Below are 19,476 nucleotides of genomic sequence, written 5' to 3'. Positions count from 1 at the left end.
ACTCGGAGTGTGATGAGACCTTCCGGAACGACAACCTTTTCGGCGAACGATGGAATCCTCCGTCTCAGGAGGCCAAAAAGGAATTACTCTTTCCATGGACACGGATGCCTAAAGCTTTACAGATTCTTTTTCCTGCGTGAGCTCGGCCTGAAGGGAAGAACGATTTCCGGAATGAAGCCGCGGTTGGCGGCTGGTAGACCTTCGTTAGTACCGGGCCCGATTCCATGGATTCTTTGGTTCTCCTATGGACCTTCTATCTTACGTTCATCTCCGGAATATCTACCGCTCGACCGGCGTGGGCCGCGTTGCGCGCGAGTTGACGCAGAATATGGCGCGTCTGCCAGATGTGCAGGCCAGGATCCTGGTGGATCGCGGGGATTATGACCGTGTCATTGCCAAGGTCGGGAAGCCCTGGACGGGATTTGAGTACCGCTTCATGCAGCATGAGACTTCACGACAGCAGGCGATCTGGTTTTTGACGAATCGGCCGAAGGCTGAGGACTATTGGCCAGATGTGGAGGTCGTTCATTGCACGGCGGAGTCATATGTGCCGGTACGCAAGGCGCGGTTGGCGGTCTCATGCCATGACGCCCAGCACTTTGAACCTGGCGTACACAAGTTGTCTCCATGGCTGTTGCGCCATCGACTGAAGTGGAAGCTGCTGTTCGATCGCCTCGATCGCGAGGCAGACATGTTTCATATGATCTCGGAGTTTGCGGCGGAGCGTACGGCCCACTACTTCCCGACGATCGCCTCGCGGCTGCGCGTGGTGCCGAACGCTGCTTCGGAGAGCTTCTTCCAGCCGGCGACGGAGAAGGGGCTTCAGGTGCTCAAGCAGCTCGGGATTGAGGGCAGACCATTTATTCTGGCGCCCGGAGGGCTGCAGCACCGCAAAAATGCGGAGCTGATTCTCGATGCATGGCCACGTATTCACGAGCGGAACGCTGAGCTGATTCTTGTGGTTATCAACTGGACCGACCCGGTGTATCAGGAGCGGGCTGATGCGCTCGGCGCCTCTTGTGTGCTTGGAGGATTCCAGGAGGAAGAGGAGCTTGTGGCGCTCTACCGCGCTGCGGAGCTGGTTTGGTTTCCGACGCGATACGACGGGTTTGGTATGCCGGTGATCGAAGCGATGGCGAGCGGGACGCCGGTGGTAAGCAGCAATACGAGCGGCATACCTGAAGTGGCTGGCTCTGCCGCTCTCCTGCTCTCGCCCGATCGGCCCGATGAACATATTGACGCGATCTGCGGGCTGCTGGAGGATACGGCGGCGCGCGAGGATATGACGCAGAGGGGAATGCAGAGGGCACAGCAGTATCGCTGGGAGCGATCTGCAGAATCACTGGCAGCCCATCTGCGTTCACTTCTGTAAGAAGATTCGATGCTGCAGGGCTATGTACGGTAGCGCAGTACGCGGGCGGGCACTCCAGCGACGATGGCCAGCGGGGGAACGTCTTTGGTTACGACCGAACCGGCGGCGACGATAGCTCCTGAGCCGATGGAGATACCTTTCAGAACGATGCAGTTGGCTCCGATCCAGACGTCCGATCCGATAACGATCGGAGCTCCGTTTTCGGGTTGCTCCTTCATGGTGGAACCGAGGGCGGTGCCGTGGTCGTGATCGATGAACTTCGCTCCGCTTGCGATAAGCGTGGAGGAGCCGATCTCAATGCGACTGAGGATGTTGAATTCGCAACCCCAGCCGATGAAGCAGCCTTCGTGAATAATGATGGCGAGCTGATCGCTGTAGCCGCCAGCGACCTTGAGATAGACATCGTGCTCGAGATTGCATCGATTGCCGATAGAGATGCGATGAGGCCAGGTGACGTGCACTCTTCCGAGCCGTGTCTCTCTGCCGATCTTCATTCCCAGGGCGCGCCAGTAGAGCCGGCGAAAGGCGCTGCGTAGCAGCAGCAGGTCATGCCAACGGATGCGGAAGAGAGCTTTTCGATAGAGTTCTGCGAGCATGCCCGTGTCAGCGTCGATTGAGCTAAAAGTCTACAAGCGGAGGCACTTAGTGGAAAGCGCTTATGTGGGGGAAAGAGTCGGAATGTTGCCTGTCGGCGACACGGCAGACGCCTTGACGTGCAGTCTGATATGGTTGTGCCGAATTGACTGCAATGCGCTGGCGTTTGCGGGCCTGTGGGTAACCTGATGGGTTTGCGTCTCGGCATTCGTTAGGAGATTCATGAGCTATTCCATCAAATTCAGAACGGTTGCGATCGTTACTGCCGCCTTTGTCGCGTGGATGCTCATATGCGGCCTGCAATCGAATGCTCAGCTGAGCGTGACGTACGGAGCGGCGGGGATACAAACGTTGTCCTACGCAGGAGCCGTGTTGGAAGATCTGGCGGCCTCTCCGAGCGATGCCTTTCATATCTGGCATATGAAGGTGACGGATATGAAAGGTGTTGTGCTCTCAAGCCCTGATTATGGATGGGGCGAGAACAACAAGGGAAGATCCTGGGACAGCGCGATGCATACCTGGACGTACCAGTTTGTGTGGGGTGCGATTGCAGTTCACTATGTTCAGCGAGGGAACGTGCTGGATCTTCAGGTGACTGAGTCGAATCTGCCGAATTCGGGGGTCATTGTCTGCGGCGCATCGATCTATCCGTTGGTGCTGCACTTTCCCCAGCTCCCATCGGGGTTTGTCGACGCCAGCTATCCGCAGCTGGCCTTCAATACGACGTCCCCGAGCGTCACGGTGGCGGACTTCGGCGCGGGCGAGGTTGCGGTTGTTGTCCCCGATGCGCAGCGTCCCTTGTACAGCGGGTTTCTTCCGACGGGGAGCGGGACGGCTTACACGACAATGATCAGCACCACGGCACCGGATGGGCTGGCGACGTTTCAACCGCATAACGACCGTCCGATACAGCCGGGGCAGACAGACAGCTTCACCGTGTCGCTTCGGTTTGCTCCTGCAGGGACGGCGACGTCGCTCCTGGCTTCTGACGCCTACGAAAACTGGGCAAGTACATGGCCAGCGCAGCTTCACTGGAGCGATCGCCGGCCAATCGGCACGGTGTACCTTGCCAGCTCCCCGTCAGGAGGGGATGTCACGCAGCCTGGAGGATACCCGAACAATCCGCGGCGATATTTCAACAACTCGAATGCTGAGAACTTCGACACGACTACGGCTGAGGGTCTCGTGCTCTTCCAGGCGCGCATGCTGCAGCAGGCGAAGAGCAACGTGGAGAATATGCAGCGGCTGGGTGCGCAGGGCGCGATTACCTGGGACATCGAAGGGGAGCAGTATCCGCAGGAGACGAGCTACGTCTGTGCGCCGGATAACATCTCGCAGATTGCTCCGGAGATGGAGAGCATCATCAGCGACCGGAACTCTCCGTTCTACGGGATGAAGCTCGATGACGCCTACTTCAAGACGATGACCAACGCAGGTCTCCGCGTGGGGGTCTGCATACGGCCACAGCACTTCAGCCTGAACCCCAACGGCACGGCGCAACAGATCAGCCTTCCTGTCGCTTCGGTGAAAGATGAGATCGTCAGAAAGATTCAGTTCGCGCACGATCGCTGGGGAGCTACCTTGTTCTACCTCGATTCGACCGTGGAGCCCGATGGCGCAGTGCTGGATGCGGAGATCTTTCAACAGGTAGCGGCGCGCTTTCCTGATTCGCTCCTGATTCCGGAGGAGTCGACGCCGAAGTACTATGCCTACACGGCTCCATTCCTCAGCTACATCTTTCATGGAGCTACGGGGACGAATCCGGAGATCCGCAACTACTATCGGAGTGCATTCAGCGCGATCCTGGTGAATGACGCCGACGCGTCGGCGCTCGCGAACAATACCGCGGCGCTGGTGGCAGCGGTGAGAGCGGGCGATATCCTGATGGGTCATGTGGGCTATTGGCAGGCGAATAACGCTACCATCGTCTCCATCTATGCGGAGGCGGGCAAGACGGCACCTACTTCGGCTTCATCCACGCCTCAGTAAGTCAATAAAGCGGGGCGCTCTCCTTATATATTTACCAGGCGTATGGCTTCGGCCTGCCGCGGCGAGGTCCGGATCAACGAAGAAGTCTGGATCAACGAGCTGGCCGGGATGAGTTCCCGCTCCCGTTTACTGAGGTATCGCTGCACCAGTTCGATGACGGGCATTGCGATGGCGGGCGGAGTCAGAAGGTTGGGGCGGCGAAGCTTCATGTATCCGCGTTCACCGAGGGGGATGGTGAGCGCCCAGTCGCAGGGTTCCGTCTCTTCGAGGTCCGTGGAGTAGAAGTACGCTTCGTGGAAGTACATCTCAATAGAGGTGAAGTCGAGAGCTTCGCAGACGCGAACGATAGTCGGCCAGCACTCCTCGGCTGATTGCAAGGAGGCAAGCTCCCGCTCCAGATCGTTGAGGTAGATCTCTTCCCGCATACAGCGCATGAGGTTACTACGGAAGATGGCTCGGCCAGCGGCCCCGAACTCTGCGTAACGAAGGTATTGCAGTCCGGCTCCTATGAGAAGCAGGAAGACGACAAGGATAACGATGTGCAGGTAGCTGCCGGCAACGCTTTGCAGAACGGCTAGCGATGCGGCGAGACCGCAGGCTGCATAGAGGATGAGAGCGGCATGTTTTGTTTCGAAGCCACGCGCCATCACCATGTGATGGATGTGCCCGCGATCGCCTGCAAAGATGGGTGCGTTGCGCAGGTAGCGGCGAACGATCGCCAGGGATGCATCGAGCAGTGGGAGCGCCAGTACCATGAGCGGGGCAGCAAGGCTGTAGCTTCGACTGTTGTGATGACTCCATACCAGTGAGAGGGCGCCAAGCATAAAACCGATGGTCAGGCTGCCGCAGTCTCCAAGATAGATGGATGCAGGAGCGAAGTTGTAGCAGAGGAAGGCAAGCAGGGCTCCGGCGAGCGGCATGGTTGCCAGAACCAGGCCGGAGTTTCCTGTGAAGAGACCCGCCAGCAGCGTTGTTACGGTTGCAAACAGGCCGACACCTGCGGCCAGTCCATCGAGCCCATCGATGAGGTTGACTGCATTGGTGCATACGATCAGCCACACCAGGGTGAGGGGGACGCCGATCCATAAGGGCAGTGAATTCTGCTTCGTCGCGATGGTGATGATGCCTGGCGCATAGTGCATGCCCAGTCCGATGGCGGCGGAGGCTCCTGCGATCTGGCCAAGAAGCTTCTGCCAGGGCTTAATGTTGAGGAGATCGTCGATCAAGCCGGTTAGGAAGATGATGCCGGCGGAGGGCAGGAGCACGCGGAAGAGATCCCAGTGCTGGATGTGAATCTGGCTGCCGGAAGGCGCGAAGCGAATGACAAGAAAAAGTGCGCCGGCGTATGAGGTGACGATGGCGAATCCGCCTAGTCGCGGGATTGGCGTGGCGTGCAGCTTTCTGTTGGAGTCGGGTTGGTCGAGCAGGTTCAGGCGAATCGCGACGTCACGGCAGATTGGCGTCAGAAGGAAACACAGCAGGAACGCAGCCGTTCCGAGTGCGTAGAAGGTATACATGGCAACACTCCCCAAGGAAGATTCATGAATTGGAGATGAGCGCACGTTCCCCTTTGGTGTTTTCGACGCACCAGGAGGGATCGGTCGCTGGCCCAGAACTTAGATCTCTGAGAAGCAGTGATGCAATGCGTGATGTCCCGAGGTGAAGATCGAAGTTTTCAAGGAGTGCCTGACGTCCCTGGATTCCCGCTTGAAGGACTTCATCACGGTGATCCGAGAGGTGCATCAGGAGCTGCGTGAGCTTATCGACATCGCCACACGCAACGTGCCAGCCGCATTTGAAGCGTCGAATGATGCATGCGGGTGTTGCCGCGGCCGGCCCGATAAACAGGATTGGTCTGCCAGCTGCCATCAATCCGTAGACCTTGCTTGGCACGATCGATCCACAGCACTGATCGCGTTGCGTCACCAGGCCAATGTCCCCCCAGGACAGGCTGGAACTTAGCTCGTTGCGCTTGACGTAGGGCAGCATTTCGATGGAGGTGATGCCTTCCCGCTGGACGAAGGCAGCCAGTTCGTCGCGACGTCCTCCACCACCGACGAAATGGAAACGAAAGCGGCCGCTTCCGTCGAGGACTTTGATTGCGGCGGTCAGCGTATCCAGATCGTGCGCGAGCCCAAGGTTTGCCGGAGTAGAGGATCTGCAGTTGATCGGTCGATTCAAGGGGACGGCTGGCGAGAATACTGGCGCTGTCGGCCCAGTTGTTGCAGATCTCGATATGGCTGGCAGGGATACCCCGACTTGTCAGGCGATCTTTCATGCATTCGCCCAGGGCGATAACGCCGCTTGCCCGTCTACGGGACCAGTCTGCGAGGGCTCCCACGGTAGTAGCGGCAACGCCGCGTGCCTTCATATAGCCCAGGTCGACCGCAACGTCGGGATAAAGATCCATCTCCCAGATCCAGTGTTTGGATCCGCGCAGGCCTTGCAGAACATTCCCGATGAGAGAGAGGAGAGGCGGAGTGGTCAGGGTAAGAACCACGTCGGGTTTTGGAATGAAAAGGCTGAGCTGCGCGGCGCGTATGTAGAACGACGCGTAGGAGAGGATGCGTCCAAGTCTGCCGCGAACGAAGCGGGCCGCCTTCACGCGGTGAAGACTGACTGCTGGCGCGCTCTCCTCGCTGGCGGAAGCGTAGCAGGATGCGGAGCAGATCACGTGAACTTCGTGTTGCTGGTTGACTAGATCGCGCGCAAGATCGGTCAGAAGCTGACTGGTTGCGGCTGAGTCGGGCCAGAAGAATTGATTAAGCAGAAGAATCCTCATGAGAGCCCTCCTACCTGCTCGGCTGCATGATGGGACGACTTGCCGATTTCTCGTATTCGAACGAAAGAAGCAGGATTGCCTGCGTGGATTTCAAAGCGTGAGATTGTGCCCGAGGCTATAGAGCCCGCTGCGACGATGGAGTATTCTTCGAGCCGCGTCCCGGGAAGCAGAACGCTCATCGCTCCTGCCCAGGCACCATTCTCCAGGCTGACGGGACGAAGAAGAAGGCCGAAAGCAGGGTCGGTCCAGTCGTGATTGCCGGTGCAGAGATAAGCGCCCTGGGAGATGCACACATCGTTGCCTAGGCGGACCGTGGTCAGATTGTCGATCCATACTCTCTCCCCAAGCCAGCAATCGTCACCGACGATGAGATGCCAGGGATACTTCACCTGCACGCAGGAGTGAATGACGACTCCTTTGCCGATCTGTGCTCCGAAGGCGCGGAGCAGGGCAGCTCGAAGGCGAGAAGACGGCAGCAGCGAGCAGCCGAAGATGGGCTGACCCGCGAATAACCACAAGGCGCGCCACAGCAGATTTCGTCCCGGATAGAACCATCCGTTGTCATAGCGCGCGAGATGAACGTATTCGTTCATATGCGTCTACTCCGGAGAGAAAAGCTAATTGGTTCAGGGCCGCCAGAGAGCCAATCGTAGAGTTCGGTCATTTTTTCCGCTACGGTCTTCCAGCGATACTCTCTTGCCATCGCCTGCCCGCGGGCGCCGATTGAAGCGTTTACGGACGTGCTGTTTTCAAGGACAGTCTTCAACGCCCTGGTGAGCGAGCCAGTCTCGGCCTGGACGATCCAGCCCGCACCAGTTCGTTCGATGGAGGGCATGTGGCATTGCTCGGAGACGATGACTGGAACGCCCATGCTGAGGGCTTCGAGGATGGCGACGCTCAGACCCTCGGAGTAAGACGGCAGGACGAAGCATGTGGCGGATGCGAGGGCACTCCATTTGAAGCCCCTCTCGAGCATGCCGGTGCACAGTACGCGATCGCCAAGGCCGTACTCTTCGATGCGGTTCCGGACCGAGGCCATGGAGTTCTCGGAGTCAGGCCCGGCCAGCACCAGGATGGCATCGGGATGCTGCTTTGCTATGGCTGCCCAGGATGAGACCAGAATGTCCACTCCCTTTTTGAAGTGAATTCTGCCAAGGAAGAGAAGGATCTTCTTGTGTCTTAGGCCAGGGAAGCGATCCAGGAACAGGTTTGCGTCCGCCGACGGAGGAGATTCGACGCCGTTTGGGATGACCGCAATCGGCTGCATGCAGCCGTAGCGCCTGTAGTCCTCGGCCTCTGCTTCGGTGAGCGCATGGAGACACTGGGCGTGCTGAAGATTGGAGCGCTCCAGCAGGGTTGAGTAGAGAAGCTTTTTGAGGCGCTTATTCTCAAGTGCCCAGGGTTCCAGCATTCCATGTGCGGAGACGACATAAGGCTTGTTGATCGCGCGTGCCATCCGCGATGTAACGGTGGAGCTGCTCTCCCAAAGACCGTGAATGTGAACGACATCTGTCCGCGCAAGAGCAGCCCTAAAATCGGCTCTGAGCGAGGAGTCACGAAGCCATGAGGCTCGTGAACTCGGCCACGTCGAGAGATGCAGCGGACCATCGAATTGTCCATGAACCTCCTCTTCCGCGCCACGAAAGACGCATAGTTCGACATCGAATCCGTATCCTTCAGCAATCTCTGTGCAGAGGCGAGGTACTACGGCGCTTATGCCCCCCAGGCGCGGATCGAGGTGCGAGATGATCTGATGAATTCGTCTCGCAGTGAAGCGCGGCTCTCTCCTTGAGATGCTCTCTACGGCAACGAGTGGAAGAGTTCCTGTCATCGTCATCCAACTCTCTCTGCAGTATCTGGTGTTGCGTTTGGCCTGTCGGCTCGTATGGAATGTCCGGGAGCCGGCAGACTACGTTGCGACGCGGCCTGTTTTGCTCGTTGCACCTTCGACCATGTAAGGATTCGGGAGATCTGCTCGCCGAAGTCGCGAGGTGTATAGCTGGCGATTCTGTGCGCAGAGCGGGTTCCCCAGACAGGCAATTGATCGGACGCGAGAGAGGAGATCTTCTGGAGGCAGTTCACGAGTGCGCCATCTTCCTCTGGATCGAAGATGAGGCCGTTAACTCTGTCTATGACGAGATCTTCGACGCAGCCACATTTTTTCGAGACGATCACTGGCAGGGAGCTTGCCATAGCCTCGTTGACCACCAGTCCCCAGGGTTCTCTTGTGCTTGGGAGCACGAAGCAGCGAGCGAAGGCGAAGCAGGGTATCAGCTCGCGGGAGCTTCGATGCCCCATAAACCGCACGTCGTCGCGATGGGGTGATTCTGCAAGGAGGCTGCTGATGGCGTCACGCTCCGGGCCATCGCCGGCCAGCACGAGCGACCAGACGCCGCCCTTCTCGCGGTAGTTAAGCCACGCTTCGACCAGCCCGCGCACGTTCTTCTCTTCGGCCAGCCGACCGACAAAGAGGAAGTAGTTTTGCGGAAGTCCGTGGCTCTGCGGAGAGTCTGACTTGCGCAACGCTTCGGTGCTGGTGCGAATACGTTCGTTGCACACAACATCGTAGAAGTGGGCGATTCTGTCAGAGGGAAAGCCGAGCTGCTGTAAGTAACGTACGTGTGCGACGCCGCCGGTGACGGCCCAGTCGAACATCGTTCGAATCACCGTGGACTTAAGGCGTTCCTTCCAGGGGATGCGGAGGTGATCGATGGCTGCCGTCTCGGTCATCAGCACGCTGGTCCGACGGTGGAGTTTGGTCCACGCCATGGCGGCGAAAGCGGGAAGGGTGTAATAACCGGGGATGAGCACGACTTGCGGATTCAGACGTGAGAGTGCCCGGAAGAGAGTGATGGAGAGCCCCAGCTTGCTGACGTTGTGCCAGTCGCTGTTCGGGCGTAGGGTTTCGATGCGGAGGTGATCGGGGCGATCTTCGCGGAACTGCAGGCCGGTGTGGACGCCGATTCCACCGACCAGCTCAATGCCAGCAACTTCGTTGATACCTGCTGCCGACTGGAGGCCATTGAAGCGGGCGAGATGGTATGGATACCAATCGATCCAGATGACAGCGATCTGGCATTGTCCGGCGTGCTGAATTCGAGAAGGTCCCGTGTGAGGTGTCATTTCATTGCCTCCTTGGGTAATAAGGTCTGCGGCCGGCTCTGGGGAGCCATATGCCGCGACGGGATTGGGGATCTGTGTGAGGAGGGCGCGAGTGCATAACGCCATGTAAGCCAGCAGGGAATAGAGAGAAGCAGCGTGCGGAAGATCACAGCCTCCATGGTTTGCATCACGAGGTAGATGGAGAGAGCTGCGATGACAACATATTGGCTGGCCCAGGCTCCTCCGCACGTTACGGCGCGGCGCCACACGCGTCCGTAGACGCGGCCCAGCAGGGCCATGATGAGCGGAGAGAACCACCACACCTCTGCCCACAGGTCGGCGACAATTCCTGGGGCTGAGCCGTCGGCTCCCTTCCAGCCGAGAGCATCGCCGAAGCCTTCGCCAGTCCCGGCATTGTGAAGCAGCTCCGGAACGCCGAAGTCCTCATACTTGGTGGGCCACACCGCGCTGGGAATGGGTCGCACGATGATTTGCGCGAGATAGCGACGCATCCAGAAGTAGTGATCGCGATGCTGAGAGCTGAGAACCGCGCCGGCACCATAGATCCATTCGTTTCCTGTGTCGGATGTCTCGACGATCTCGCTGACATCTGTCTTCACGTCGAAGTCGGAGCCGAGATAGATGCTTCCGCGATTGGTCACCAGGAAGAGAACAAGCCAGCCGACGCAGAAGCCGGTCATGGCGACCGCCGCGATGGCCGGCCTCGACCTGCGGTTGATGTACCAGCCCATAAGGAGGACGATGAGCATCTCGAAGGTCGGTCCTCGGCGCGCCATCAGCAAAGCGCCCAGCAGCCAGGGGAGGCCAAAGGTGGCCAGCATGAGGTAGCTGAGTATGCGCGGACCACCTTTGGCGAGAGAGGCGACTGCCATGATAAGTCCCACGAGCAGCAGGAGGCTGCCATCCCTGATGTAACCGCTGTCGTCCCAGCCGCCGGTATATGACTTGCTGTATGCGTTGACGAAGCCACCCACGTTGATGATGGTGATCGACCAGCATGCGAAGCCGATGCCACCAGAGATGCAACCGCCGACGAGAAGGCGATTCAGCTGTTCCGTAGTGAGGCGGAGGCGCGGCTTGAAGTTTTTTCTGGAGAGGCGGACGCCGGAGGAGAGGCAACCGACGACGAAGGCCGTGACGCCAATGAGATTGAGGGCCGCCACAAAGAGGAGTTGATTCTCGTCAAAGAAGCGGTCGAGGCCGTGAGCGAGATAAAGCTTCCAGGGCATCCACCAGTAGAGAAAGGCCAGCATCGGCCCAATAAAGACCAGAGGGTGAAAGACATCGCGACTTCCATCGAGCGCAATGGCTGCTCCTGTGAGCGCTACAACCGCAGCCGCGATGAGGAGAAAGGGGAAGAGCATCAGAATGCCCCTCTCTCGGGCTGCGGTACGGCTTCAGACATGAAGTCTTCAACCGCGGCGGCCGCTGCTGTGCGAAAGCGTTCCCAGGTGAAGAGTTCCGCACGCTTGCGAGCCGCGATGCCCATTGCGCCGAGTTCTCTCCGGTGTTCGGCTGCCCAGGTGATTCTGTCTGCGAGCAGGTCGGATCTCTGCGGCTCAACGATGAATCCCTGTGCTCCGTCCTCGATCAGATCGGGCGCTGCGGTACGGGTGGTGGAAAGTATCGGGAGCCCTGAGGCCAATGCCTCCAGAAGAACCTGGCCGAAACCTTCTGCAAGGGAGGGAAGGACGAACAGATCTGCTTCCTGATAGGCAACGACAAGTTCTTCGTTGCTGATGGAAGGACGAATGAGGATGGGGATGGAGCAATTGCCGAGACCTTCCACGCTATCGAGAACGCGACCGCAGATGGCGAGCTCTACCATTCCATGCGGTAGCTGTTGCAGCGCCTCCACGAGGTAACGGAGTCCTTTTCGTTGATTGATGCGGCCGACGAAGAGCAGCTTCAGCGGGCCATCGGCTGGCTTCGGTGATTGCGTGCGTGGATGAAAACGCAACAGATCGACCCCATAGGGCACGACGCGGATCGCTGATGGTACAGCGCCGTTTTCGATGAGGCTGTCGCGCGTGAAGCTGGAGGCTACGATGAAGCTGCGGGCCATCTGCGTCTCCATGACGAGATGATCGAAGTCGTGCTCGGGAAGGGAGAGCTCCCACTCCATTCTGAGCGAGTCCGCCGATTCGGGATGCGCGGCCATCTCCTCGTTCAGAAGCCGCCGAATGGTCGCCGGATGCGGGTGTAACTGAAAGAGCATGTCGGAACGCCCGAGTGCGCGGAAGCCATCGAAGCCGTAATAGCTGTAGCTCACAAGGTAGGTGCCTGTTGTGCGAGCCAGCCTTCCGGCTGTAGCGCCCAGTTGCGAATCGGATCTTCGGGTGAGCCAGCGACGAACACTGAATGGCACGAACCGGGCTTTGTCGAGAAGCAGGCCGCCGAATCCTGTCATGCGCCGCTGAATGACTCGTGCCGACGTCACACCAGGATTACTGCGCAGCAGGAGCTTGTTATGGATCGCGGATGGCAGCAGACGAGAGATGTTGTGGGGCAAGCCCCGTTCATTCGACCAGAAGAAGTCTGTAACCAGAGCTTGGAGAAGCCCCGCTTCGTCAAGTCCCCGAGCCAGCTGATAAGAGTCACGCGCCCCGGCGTGAACGACTACCGCTCTCTTGTTGACAGGTCTTATCGCTTTGCCTGTTGTTGAAGTTCCGGGAGCTGCGCTCGCGATGGCAGTGTCGTCAGCATAGAGAGAGGCTTTATGGAGAAGGTCATTCGTCATAACGATGCCTTTCTCCCGGCAGCCTTCAGAACAAATCCTCGGACTGTTGCTGTGAGGGAAGAGAGATGAGTGCGGATGCTGCTGAGCGACGACATCCATGCGTGCTTTTTCGCCAGGAGATAGAGAATGCAGGTGCAAAGGATCGCGATAAGACACATGGCCGCAGTGATGGAGAGGGAGTGGTCGCCGAGGCGTTCGCGCAGCACGGCGAGAGCAGACAGGGCGATGACGCCACCCGTGCTTAGAGCAAAGAGGGAAAGCAGGCCCTTGGGGAGGTGATCCTTGCGTGCCAGGACAAGGAAGATGAGGCAGGAGGTAATGACGTGAGCCAGAAAGAAGACGGCCATGGCTCCGGCGGCGTCGCCCCACCGGAGCATGAGGAGTGTTCCACCTGCCGCTGTGAGGACGGCCCAGAGAGTGTTGATTGCAGCGACGGCTTTGATGGAGACGACGCTGACTCTTGCGGATGGAGGCGTGTTGCTCATCTGGAGGACCGCGACAGACATGCCGATCGCAGCCGCTACGCTGGCTCCTGCATAACGTGGACCGTAGACGAGGCGCAGCATCCAGGGGATGAGGATGATGCCCAGCGACGCAAGGGTGAAAGAGACTGCTGTCGACGCAAAGGTGCAGAGCGCCATGACGCGTTGCGGCATGTGTGTATGCTCCTCGTCTGGTGAGGCGATGGCGGCATAACTCCCTTCGGTCATCAGTGCTGGCAGAATGCCGGTCAGGTTGCGCAGCTGGCTGGCGATGGCGAAGAATCCCATCTCGACGAGGGTGGAGTCGCCACGAGCGACGAGCGCGGTGATCCACCAGCCGGCGAGATTGGCGCTAAGCAGGCCGGATAGTTGAATGAGGCCAAAGCCCCAGACCTCCCTCAGCATGGACGCGAAGTGAGTTGGAGATCCGCTGCCTTTGATCAGCAGGCCGAGCGGCTTCGCGAGGACGAGGCAGACAATGACAGCGGATAGGGTCACGGCGCCATGGGTAGCCACCATGCGTGCGGGAGCTTTGCTCAGTGCTGCCGCAGGTAGAAAGGCGACCATCCCGATGCCCACGAGAAGCGAGAGCAAAGCAAGAGCAAGGAGCCGCCGCTGCCCGACGAAGAAGCCACGGGCACATTCGAGGAGCAGCATTCCCGCAGCTGGGAGCGATGCCCATCGTAGAAGCCCGGTGAGGCTTTCTTTGTGGAGGACGTGCGCGATGAGTGGAGCTCCAAAAAAGAGAACGCACGCTGCGACAGCAGCCGAGATCAGAGAGATGGAACCGAGCACTTGGGCGAAGGTTGTGTAGCGATCGCTGCCGTAGGGGTACTTGCCGGAGAAACGGGTAGCGGTGGCGCCGATGCCGCCCGCAGCGTAGGTGGAGATGTTGTTTGCTGTGCTGATGCCCACGGAGAAGGCGCCGAAGACTGCAGCGCCAGCGAAACGGGCGGACATGATGTTGGCAGCGAAGGTAGCGCCCCGTTCAATGACGACCGCGATGCCGAGGGTGGAGGTTCCCGCGAGGATGTGTCGCGTAACCTCGCGGGAGACCGCGTGGCTCTCTGGAGCGGATGAAGCCTCTTCGGCAACGGTTTCTATCAGAACCTCGTTGACGGGAGGCTCTGCGGTCAACAGCGAGTCGATCATGATCGCACCGCCGCATGTTCTTCGGAGCCCTTACGGTACGCCGCATAGGACGCATAGTAGCCGTAATCGCCAGTGGTTCGGGGATTGAAGTCGTTGAGGATGGTTCCGACGACTTTGATCTCATCGCGAGAGAGCATCGTGCGTGCGGACAAGGCGTCCTTCTGCGTTGTGACACCGGCCCGGAAGACAAGTATGGTTCTCTCGACTTCTTTTGCGATGATGCGTGCATCGGCCATGTGAAGCATGGGAGGGGTGTCGACGAGGATGACATCGAATTGCAGTGCAAGCTGAGCGATGAGCTTGCCGAGTTCCTTGGAGTGAAGCAACTCAACGGTCGTATCCTCGCCTGATCCCGCTGAGATAACGGAAAGGTTCTCAAAGTCGGTGGCGTGGCAGAAATCAGTCAGCGGAATGCGTTGGCCGCTCAGGATCTGGCGGAGGCCGATCTTGTTGGAGACCGAGAAGACCTGGTGAAGACTGGGTTTGCGAAGATCTCCGTCGATCAGCACGACGCGCAGGCGGGCCTTGCTGAGTGCGACGCCAATGTTGCAGGTAACCGTCGTCTTGCCTTCTCCAGCGCTGGGCGAGGAGATGGCATAACTTGTGGCTGTACGTTTGTGGTTGGAGTTGAGTATGGAGATCGTTGTATTTCTGTATGCTTCGGCGACCAGGGAGAAGTTGTCATTCCAGCGTGCCGTTTCGAGCGCGGCGTGGCTGGCCCCAGAGGTGAGTGTTTTCCGTGGTATTCCCGTGGTCAGTTGAAGATTTCTCGCGGAGATCAGTCTGCGAATCGGTTGTGGCGACGGGATAACTCCGAGCTCGTCTGTGCGCAGGAGTCGTTCGCTATCACCGGGCGCGCGCAGTAGCGCGGTAGAGCGTTCCCTGTAGAAAGCGAGGAGCAGTCCTATGAAGCCGCCGATGAATAAGCCAGACAGGATTGTGGGAATCCTTCGTGGAAGGGCTGGCATCTGCGGAACCTTCGCGGCATCGACTACACGGATGGTGGAGGCAGGCATTGCAGAGGCAAAGCCTGCCTCTTTGGCTCGCTGCAGCAGGGTTTGATAGAACTGCTGTTCCGACTCGACCTCCTTGCGAAGCAGACTGACCTCGGAGCTTCTCTGGAGGGTTGACGAGACATGGCTCTCCTGCGTGCTGTATGCATTTACCAGTAGGGCCTCGCGTTGTTTTGCGGCGTCATACTCGTCCTGCAGCTTGCGCTCGCTCGCGAGCTTTTCTTTGCTGAGGTTCTCCTCTACCTGGTGAATCTGAGCGCGAAGGTGAATGACGCGAGGATTGGATTCGGTCAGCGGTGGTACCAGGGCGGCCAACTGGGTCTGCAGCTCGGAGAGACGGACTTTATCTGCGGCATAAGCCGGAGACTCTTCTACGGCAGCGGTTTGATTTGCAGCCTGCCGCGTGGCGAGCTTCGCTTCGATCTCCATGCGTGCCCCGCGCGCGCGCACCAATTCGGACTGCATGGAACGGAGCCCGTCTTCGCCCACAGAGTTACCCTGCTCGCTCAGGATGAGGCCGTCGCCCTTTGTTGCGGCGACGAGTCGTTTTTCGGATTCTTCAGCCTTCTGGCGAATGTCGCCGGCCTGACGCACCAGCCAGTCGCTGGTCCGCTTTGCCTCATCGCCCCGGCTCTCGAGATCGATCTCGCGAAACTCTCTGGTGAGAGCATTGCAGAAGTTGGCAGCGAACGTTGCGTCAACGGAGTCGCACGTGATCTCTATTAGCTGGGTGATGCCCATTGGCTTGATCTTCAGACTCTTGGCGGTCTCTGTCAGCATGTCCTCGTAAGGGATCTGCGTCATGCCGCCGAGATGAATGAAGCGCTGTAACTGCGAGAGAAGATCGTTGCGCAGGATGAAGCCAGGATGAGGTTGGTTGCGGAGATGGGTTGTGACGCGATCGATCAGGGCATCGCTCTGCAACAGCTTCACCTGGGTTTGCACAAGCGTGTCGCTAGGCGTGGAAGAGGTTGGATTGACGGAGTGCAGATTCAAGAAATCGGAGTTCACGCTTTGAATGTTGAGTGAGGTGCGTGTTCGATAGGTCGGCTGGGTGGTCAGCTGCGAAAGCAGGGCCACACAGGCACAGGCTACCGCTGCTAAAACGATAAGGGTCTTGTGCCGCACAAGGGTTCGGTAGTAGTCGACGAACAGGCCGGGGGATGGATTGTCGTCGGCCGCCGACTGCTCCCATAGCGAGAGTTCATCCGATCGCGTCTGGTAGTTAGGGGACTGCTTACCCTCTATCACTGTGTTCCTCCCTGGCGTGTGCTCATTGAAGAGCCTGGTTGAAGATGGGCCCGGAGTATTGTTCTTTTAGCGATAAATCAGGACACCGGTAGCGACCTGCAATGCAATCTCTGCAGCTCTCTTCGCTCCGGCTTCTGCCGTGCTGTGGGGGATGTATAAGATGTCTTCGGCAAGAAGTGATGGGTCGTTTGCCTTGCCTGCCAGGATCGCCTGGACATTGACCGGTATCTCTGTGGGTTTGCCCTCTCCTGTGGGATTTGGGCGAAGGATCCTTGCACTGCGCGATGCATTGTTGCTGGTAAGCCCCTCTGCAAGCGCAATCGCCTTGATGACCGACATCGTTGAGCGGGCAGGCAGGGGAAAGCCACCCGGCCGATGCACGTCGCCTACGACGTAGATGATGGAAGCTTTGGGAATCGAGACGATATCTCCTGGGCGCAGCGTGAAGTTGTCGGAAGGATTCTTCAGGCTAAGCAGCCCGTCCAAAGAGAGCGATACGGTGGAGAATTGACCACTGTCGTCGAGCTTGGAACCATCGATGGGAAGCGTGCCGTTTTTGATGGATCGCGTGACGATGACCGTAGAGCCTGCATCCGTCTTGACGCCGCCAGAGCCGGAGATGGCTTCGATCAGGGTCGTCGGGCCAGAGAGATCGCGTACGCCGGGAGCATTGACCTCTCCAACCACAGAAATCTTGCCACTCTGGCTTGCCATCAGGCTGATGGAGACTTTGGGCGAATCGATGTACTTCGAAAGTCGTGTGGCGAGATCCTGCTTAAAACTTTCGATGGTAGCGCCTGCGGCCTGCACCGGACCGATGAGCGGGAGATCGAGATCTCCGTCAGGGCCTACGCGCACGTTCTTATCGGAATACTCTTCCAGATCGACGACACGGATCGTGAGCTGATCTCCCGGGCCCAGAACATAACTCGATGGATGAGCCCTGGTGAGGAGCTTCGGAGTCGGTGAAGAGACCTCTTGCGCTCGCCCCTGCATCGGAAGGAGGCAAAGCGATGCAGCCACGACCGCACAACTAAAGGTTCCCCAGAGAATGAGTTGTATCTTGCGGCTGTGTAGCCGAGAACGAAATCCGCGGAAGCTCGCTGGCCATTGATTGCGGCAATATGGGACACCCCTCCCTGGCTTCTGGTTGTTCGGTTTCATAGGTTGCCTCCAAGGTTTACAGCTGACCCAGGGGCCCGAATGCCCAGTGCACGGGGGAACGGAAGTATCTAATTCCTGAAGATGAGAGAAGTAATATTTAGCCCAATTAGCCCAATTGCGACTTAGTGGTGATTGAACTCAACATAATTGGAGTCTGGACCGTTTGACGAGATAATTAGCACGTCCGCTGCGAAAAAAATGCAAATATCGGATATTTTTTTCGTACTAATCACGAAAGTTTCCAAATTTTGCAGTCATAGATGACAAAAGTAATCCTATCTCCTCTTTGAGAAGGCATCTGCGAGACGTTACTCAAACTCTGCTTGAGTTTCCGAGCCGCGAAGTCTGTTATTACTTGTCAGGAAATTTCTATAGATGCAGCTTGCTGAGGAGCGAAAACTCGGATATTACTTTGTCATCCTGTTTTCTGTCCTTTGCAACCCGAAGGACCGGGTCTTGCAGTTTTGGCTTTTGGGGCCTTAGTCGATTCTCCTTGCATCTCGGGCTCATCGTCGATGGGGTGTCTGCCAAACCGTTGTGATGCTCTTGTTTTCGGGCTACTAGTTGAATCCCTGATGCATTCGTAGTATCTGAGGCGCGTATGCCCAAGCGATTCTATCGCCCACAGCTTGATGTGGTGCGTTGCTGTGCTTTCCTCGCTGTCTTCTGCCATCATGAGCTGCCGCGGACCGACGTGTCGCGTTTAGCGGCCGCGATCGCGAACGGGATGGGATTTGGACTCTCCCTCTTCTTCGTGCTGAGTGCGTATCTGATCACCCTGCTTCTGCTGAAGGAGACTGAGGAGACTGGTTCCATCCATCTTGGGGCTTTTTACAAACGGCGCATTCTGCGGATCTGGCCGCTCTACCTGCTGGGAATCGGGATTGGCGTGTTTCGGTCATACCATCATGGCGTGCTCGATCAGGACAAGGCATGGTTCATCGCGGCGCTGCTGTTCTCGGGAAACATGGTCAGTTCTGCCGGGGTTCTGATGTCTCACCTGTGGAGTATCTCCATTGAGGAACAGTTTTATCTCCTGTTCCCTTCATCGGGGAGTCGCTTTGGCCGGCGTGGAATGCTGGCCTTCGCTTTGATTCTGATCGCTGGTGCGAATGCAACGATGGTCTACTTCGCTCATGTGCATGCGGAGCTTGATACGACGGTCTGGTTCAGCAGCCTGGTTCAGTTCGAGATGTTTGCTGCGGGAATTCTGCTGGCACTGGCGGACTCAAGATTGCCGCGCTGGGGTCTTGCTGGAAGCATGGCGGCAGCTGTCTTCGCACTCTGCACATGGTTTGCTGTAGCTGGTCTGTTCCAGCTGAAGACGCAGAACGCAGTGGCGCAAACAGCAGCTGGCCTATGCTTTGGATACCTGATGATTGCCGTGGCGTGCTGTGTCTTTATCGTCGCGCTGCAGGGACTGCCTGCATGGCGGCCGTTCACTTACTCCGGGAGGATCTCCTATGGTCTATACGTCTTTCATATCCCGGCGATCGCATTGCTCGGAAGGCACTTCTCTTCAGGCCTGTTGAATGCAGGCGCGGCGCTTACGATGACCTATCTGTTGGCGGCGCTCTCCTATAAGTTCTTCGAGAAGCCCTTCCTGGAGTTCAAACGAAGCCTGGAGCTTATTCCTACTCGCGCGGTCTAGCGTCAGGCGCACCGGACTGGTTTGAGAATGCAGGCAATCTCTCCGAAGTTGGAGATGTTGCTGCAGACTTCTGCTTGCAACAGATCAAATGCGTGTGAAAGGATGATCGCGAAATTATTTGCCTTCAATGACGTGCGGTACAGATCGGCCAGGCCCGGGGAGA

General features: G+C 58.1%; 14 protein-coding genes and 1 pseudogene. 3 read left to right on the top strand and 12 right to left on the bottom strand.

Annotated features, from left to right (window positions below):
• The first annotated feature begins 244 nt into the window (after positions 1-244).
• Positions 245-1,372, top strand: a complete 1,128-nt coding sequence (locus tag PW789_RS03145) for a glycosyltransferase family 1 protein (RefSeq protein WP_299371133.1) — start codon at positions 245-247, stop codon at positions 1,370-1,372.
• Positions 1,373-1,392: 20 nt separating this feature from the next.
• Here PW789_RS03145 and PW789_RS03140 read toward each other — a convergent pair whose 3' ends face one another.
• The gene (locus PW789_RS03140; RefSeq protein ID WP_299371130.1) at positions 1,393-1,968 is read right to left on the bottom strand and encodes an acyltransferase; all 576 of its coding nucleotides are present in this window, start codon (positions 1,966-1,968) and stop codon (positions 1,393-1,395) included.
• Between the two features lie 220 nt (positions 1,969-2,188).
• Here PW789_RS03140 and PW789_RS03135 point away from each other — a divergent pair, with 220 nt between their 5' ends.
• Complete coding sequence (locus PW789_RS03135; protein ID WP_299371127.1) at positions 2,189-3,955, top strand: hypothetical protein; 1,767 nt, start codon at positions 2,189-2,191, stop codon at positions 3,953-3,955.
• Between the two features lie 23 nt (positions 3,956-3,978).
• Here the strand turns inward: PW789_RS03135 and PW789_RS03130 are convergent, their stop codons facing one another.
• The 11 genes and pseudogenes from PW789_RS03130 to PW789_RS03085 all read right to left on the bottom strand — a co-directional run bounded on the left by PW789_RS03130 (position 3,979) and on the right by PW789_RS03085 (position 17,521).
• Entirely contained in the window at positions 3,979-5,472 is a 1,494-nt protein-coding gene (locus PW789_RS03130) for an MraY family glycosyltransferase (protein WP_299371124.1), read from the bottom strand.
• Between the two features lie 22 nt (positions 5,473-5,494).
• The gene (locus tag PW789_RS03125) at positions 5,495-6,136 is read right to left on the bottom strand and encodes a glycosyltransferase (protein ID WP_299371121.1); all 642 of its coding nucleotides are present in this window, start codon (positions 6,134-6,136) and stop codon (positions 5,495-5,497) included.
• 40 nt (positions 6,137-6,176) lie between these two features.
• Positions 6,177-6,737 (bottom strand): annotated as a pseudogene (locus PW789_RS20030) (glycosyltransferase); the annotation flags it as partial.
• On the bottom strand, positions 6,734-7,330 hold the full coding sequence (locus PW789_RS03120; RefSeq protein ID WP_299371118.1) for a WcaF family extracellular polysaccharide biosynthesis acetyltransferase: 597 nt from the start codon (positions 7,328-7,330) through the stop codon (positions 6,734-6,736). The gene PW789_RS03120 and the pseudogene PW789_RS20030, both read right to left, overlap by 4 nt.
• A complete protein-coding gene (locus PW789_RS03115; protein ID WP_299371626.1) occupies positions 7,327-8,568 on the bottom strand; it encodes a glycosyltransferase in 1,242 nt (413 codons plus the stop codon). The genes PW789_RS03120 and PW789_RS03115 overlap by 4 nt, the downstream gene beginning before the upstream one ends.
• 2 nt (positions 8,569-8,570) lie before the next feature.
• Complete coding sequence (locus PW789_RS03110) at positions 8,571-9,860, bottom strand: glycosyltransferase (RefSeq protein ID WP_299371115.1); 1,290 nt, start codon at positions 9,858-9,860, stop codon at positions 8,571-8,573.
• Entirely contained in the window at positions 9,857-11,224 is a 1,368-nt protein-coding gene (locus PW789_RS03105) for a hypothetical protein (RefSeq protein WP_299371113.1), read from the bottom strand. The genes PW789_RS03110 and PW789_RS03105 overlap by 4 nt, the downstream gene beginning before the upstream one ends.
• Positions 11,224-12,372 carry a glycosyltransferase family 4 protein gene (locus tag PW789_RS03100; RefSeq protein WP_299371111.1) on the bottom strand — a complete coding sequence of 383 codons (1,149 nt, stop codon included), beginning with the start codon at positions 12,370-12,372 and terminating at the stop codon, positions 11,224-11,226. The genes PW789_RS03105 and PW789_RS03100 overlap by 1 nt, the downstream gene beginning before the upstream one ends.
• 224 nt (positions 12,373-12,596) lie before the next feature.
• Positions 12,597-14,234, bottom strand: a complete 1,638-nt coding sequence (locus PW789_RS03095; RefSeq protein ID WP_299371109.1) for an oligosaccharide flippase family protein — start codon at positions 14,232-14,234, stop codon at positions 12,597-12,599.
• A complete protein-coding gene (locus PW789_RS03090; RefSeq protein ID WP_299371107.1) occupies positions 14,231-16,498 on the bottom strand; it encodes a polysaccharide biosynthesis tyrosine autokinase in 2,268 nt (755 codons plus the stop codon). The genes PW789_RS03095 and PW789_RS03090 overlap by 4 nt, the downstream gene beginning before the upstream one ends.
• 66 nt (positions 16,499-16,564) lie before the next feature.
• Positions 16,565-17,521, bottom strand: a complete 957-nt coding sequence (locus PW789_RS03085) for a polysaccharide biosynthesis/export family protein (RefSeq protein WP_299371105.1) — start codon at positions 17,519-17,521, stop codon at positions 16,565-16,567.
• Between the two features lie 742 nt (positions 17,522-18,263).
• Between PW789_RS03085 and PW789_RS03080 the strand changes: the two genes are divergently transcribed.
• Positions 18,264-19,313 carry an acyltransferase gene (locus PW789_RS03080; protein ID WP_299371102.1) on the top strand — a complete coding sequence of 350 codons (1,050 nt, stop codon included), beginning with the start codon at positions 18,264-18,266 and terminating at the stop codon, positions 19,311-19,313.
• Positions 19,314-19,476 lie beyond the last annotated feature (163 nt).

The organism is Edaphobacter sp., assembly GCF_028283685.1.
GTDB lineage: Bacteria > Acidobacteriota > Terriglobia > Terriglobales > Acidobacteriaceae > Edaphobacter.
Note: the sequence above shows the minus strand (reverse complement) of the source record. Positions and strands in the feature narration are given on the sequence as shown.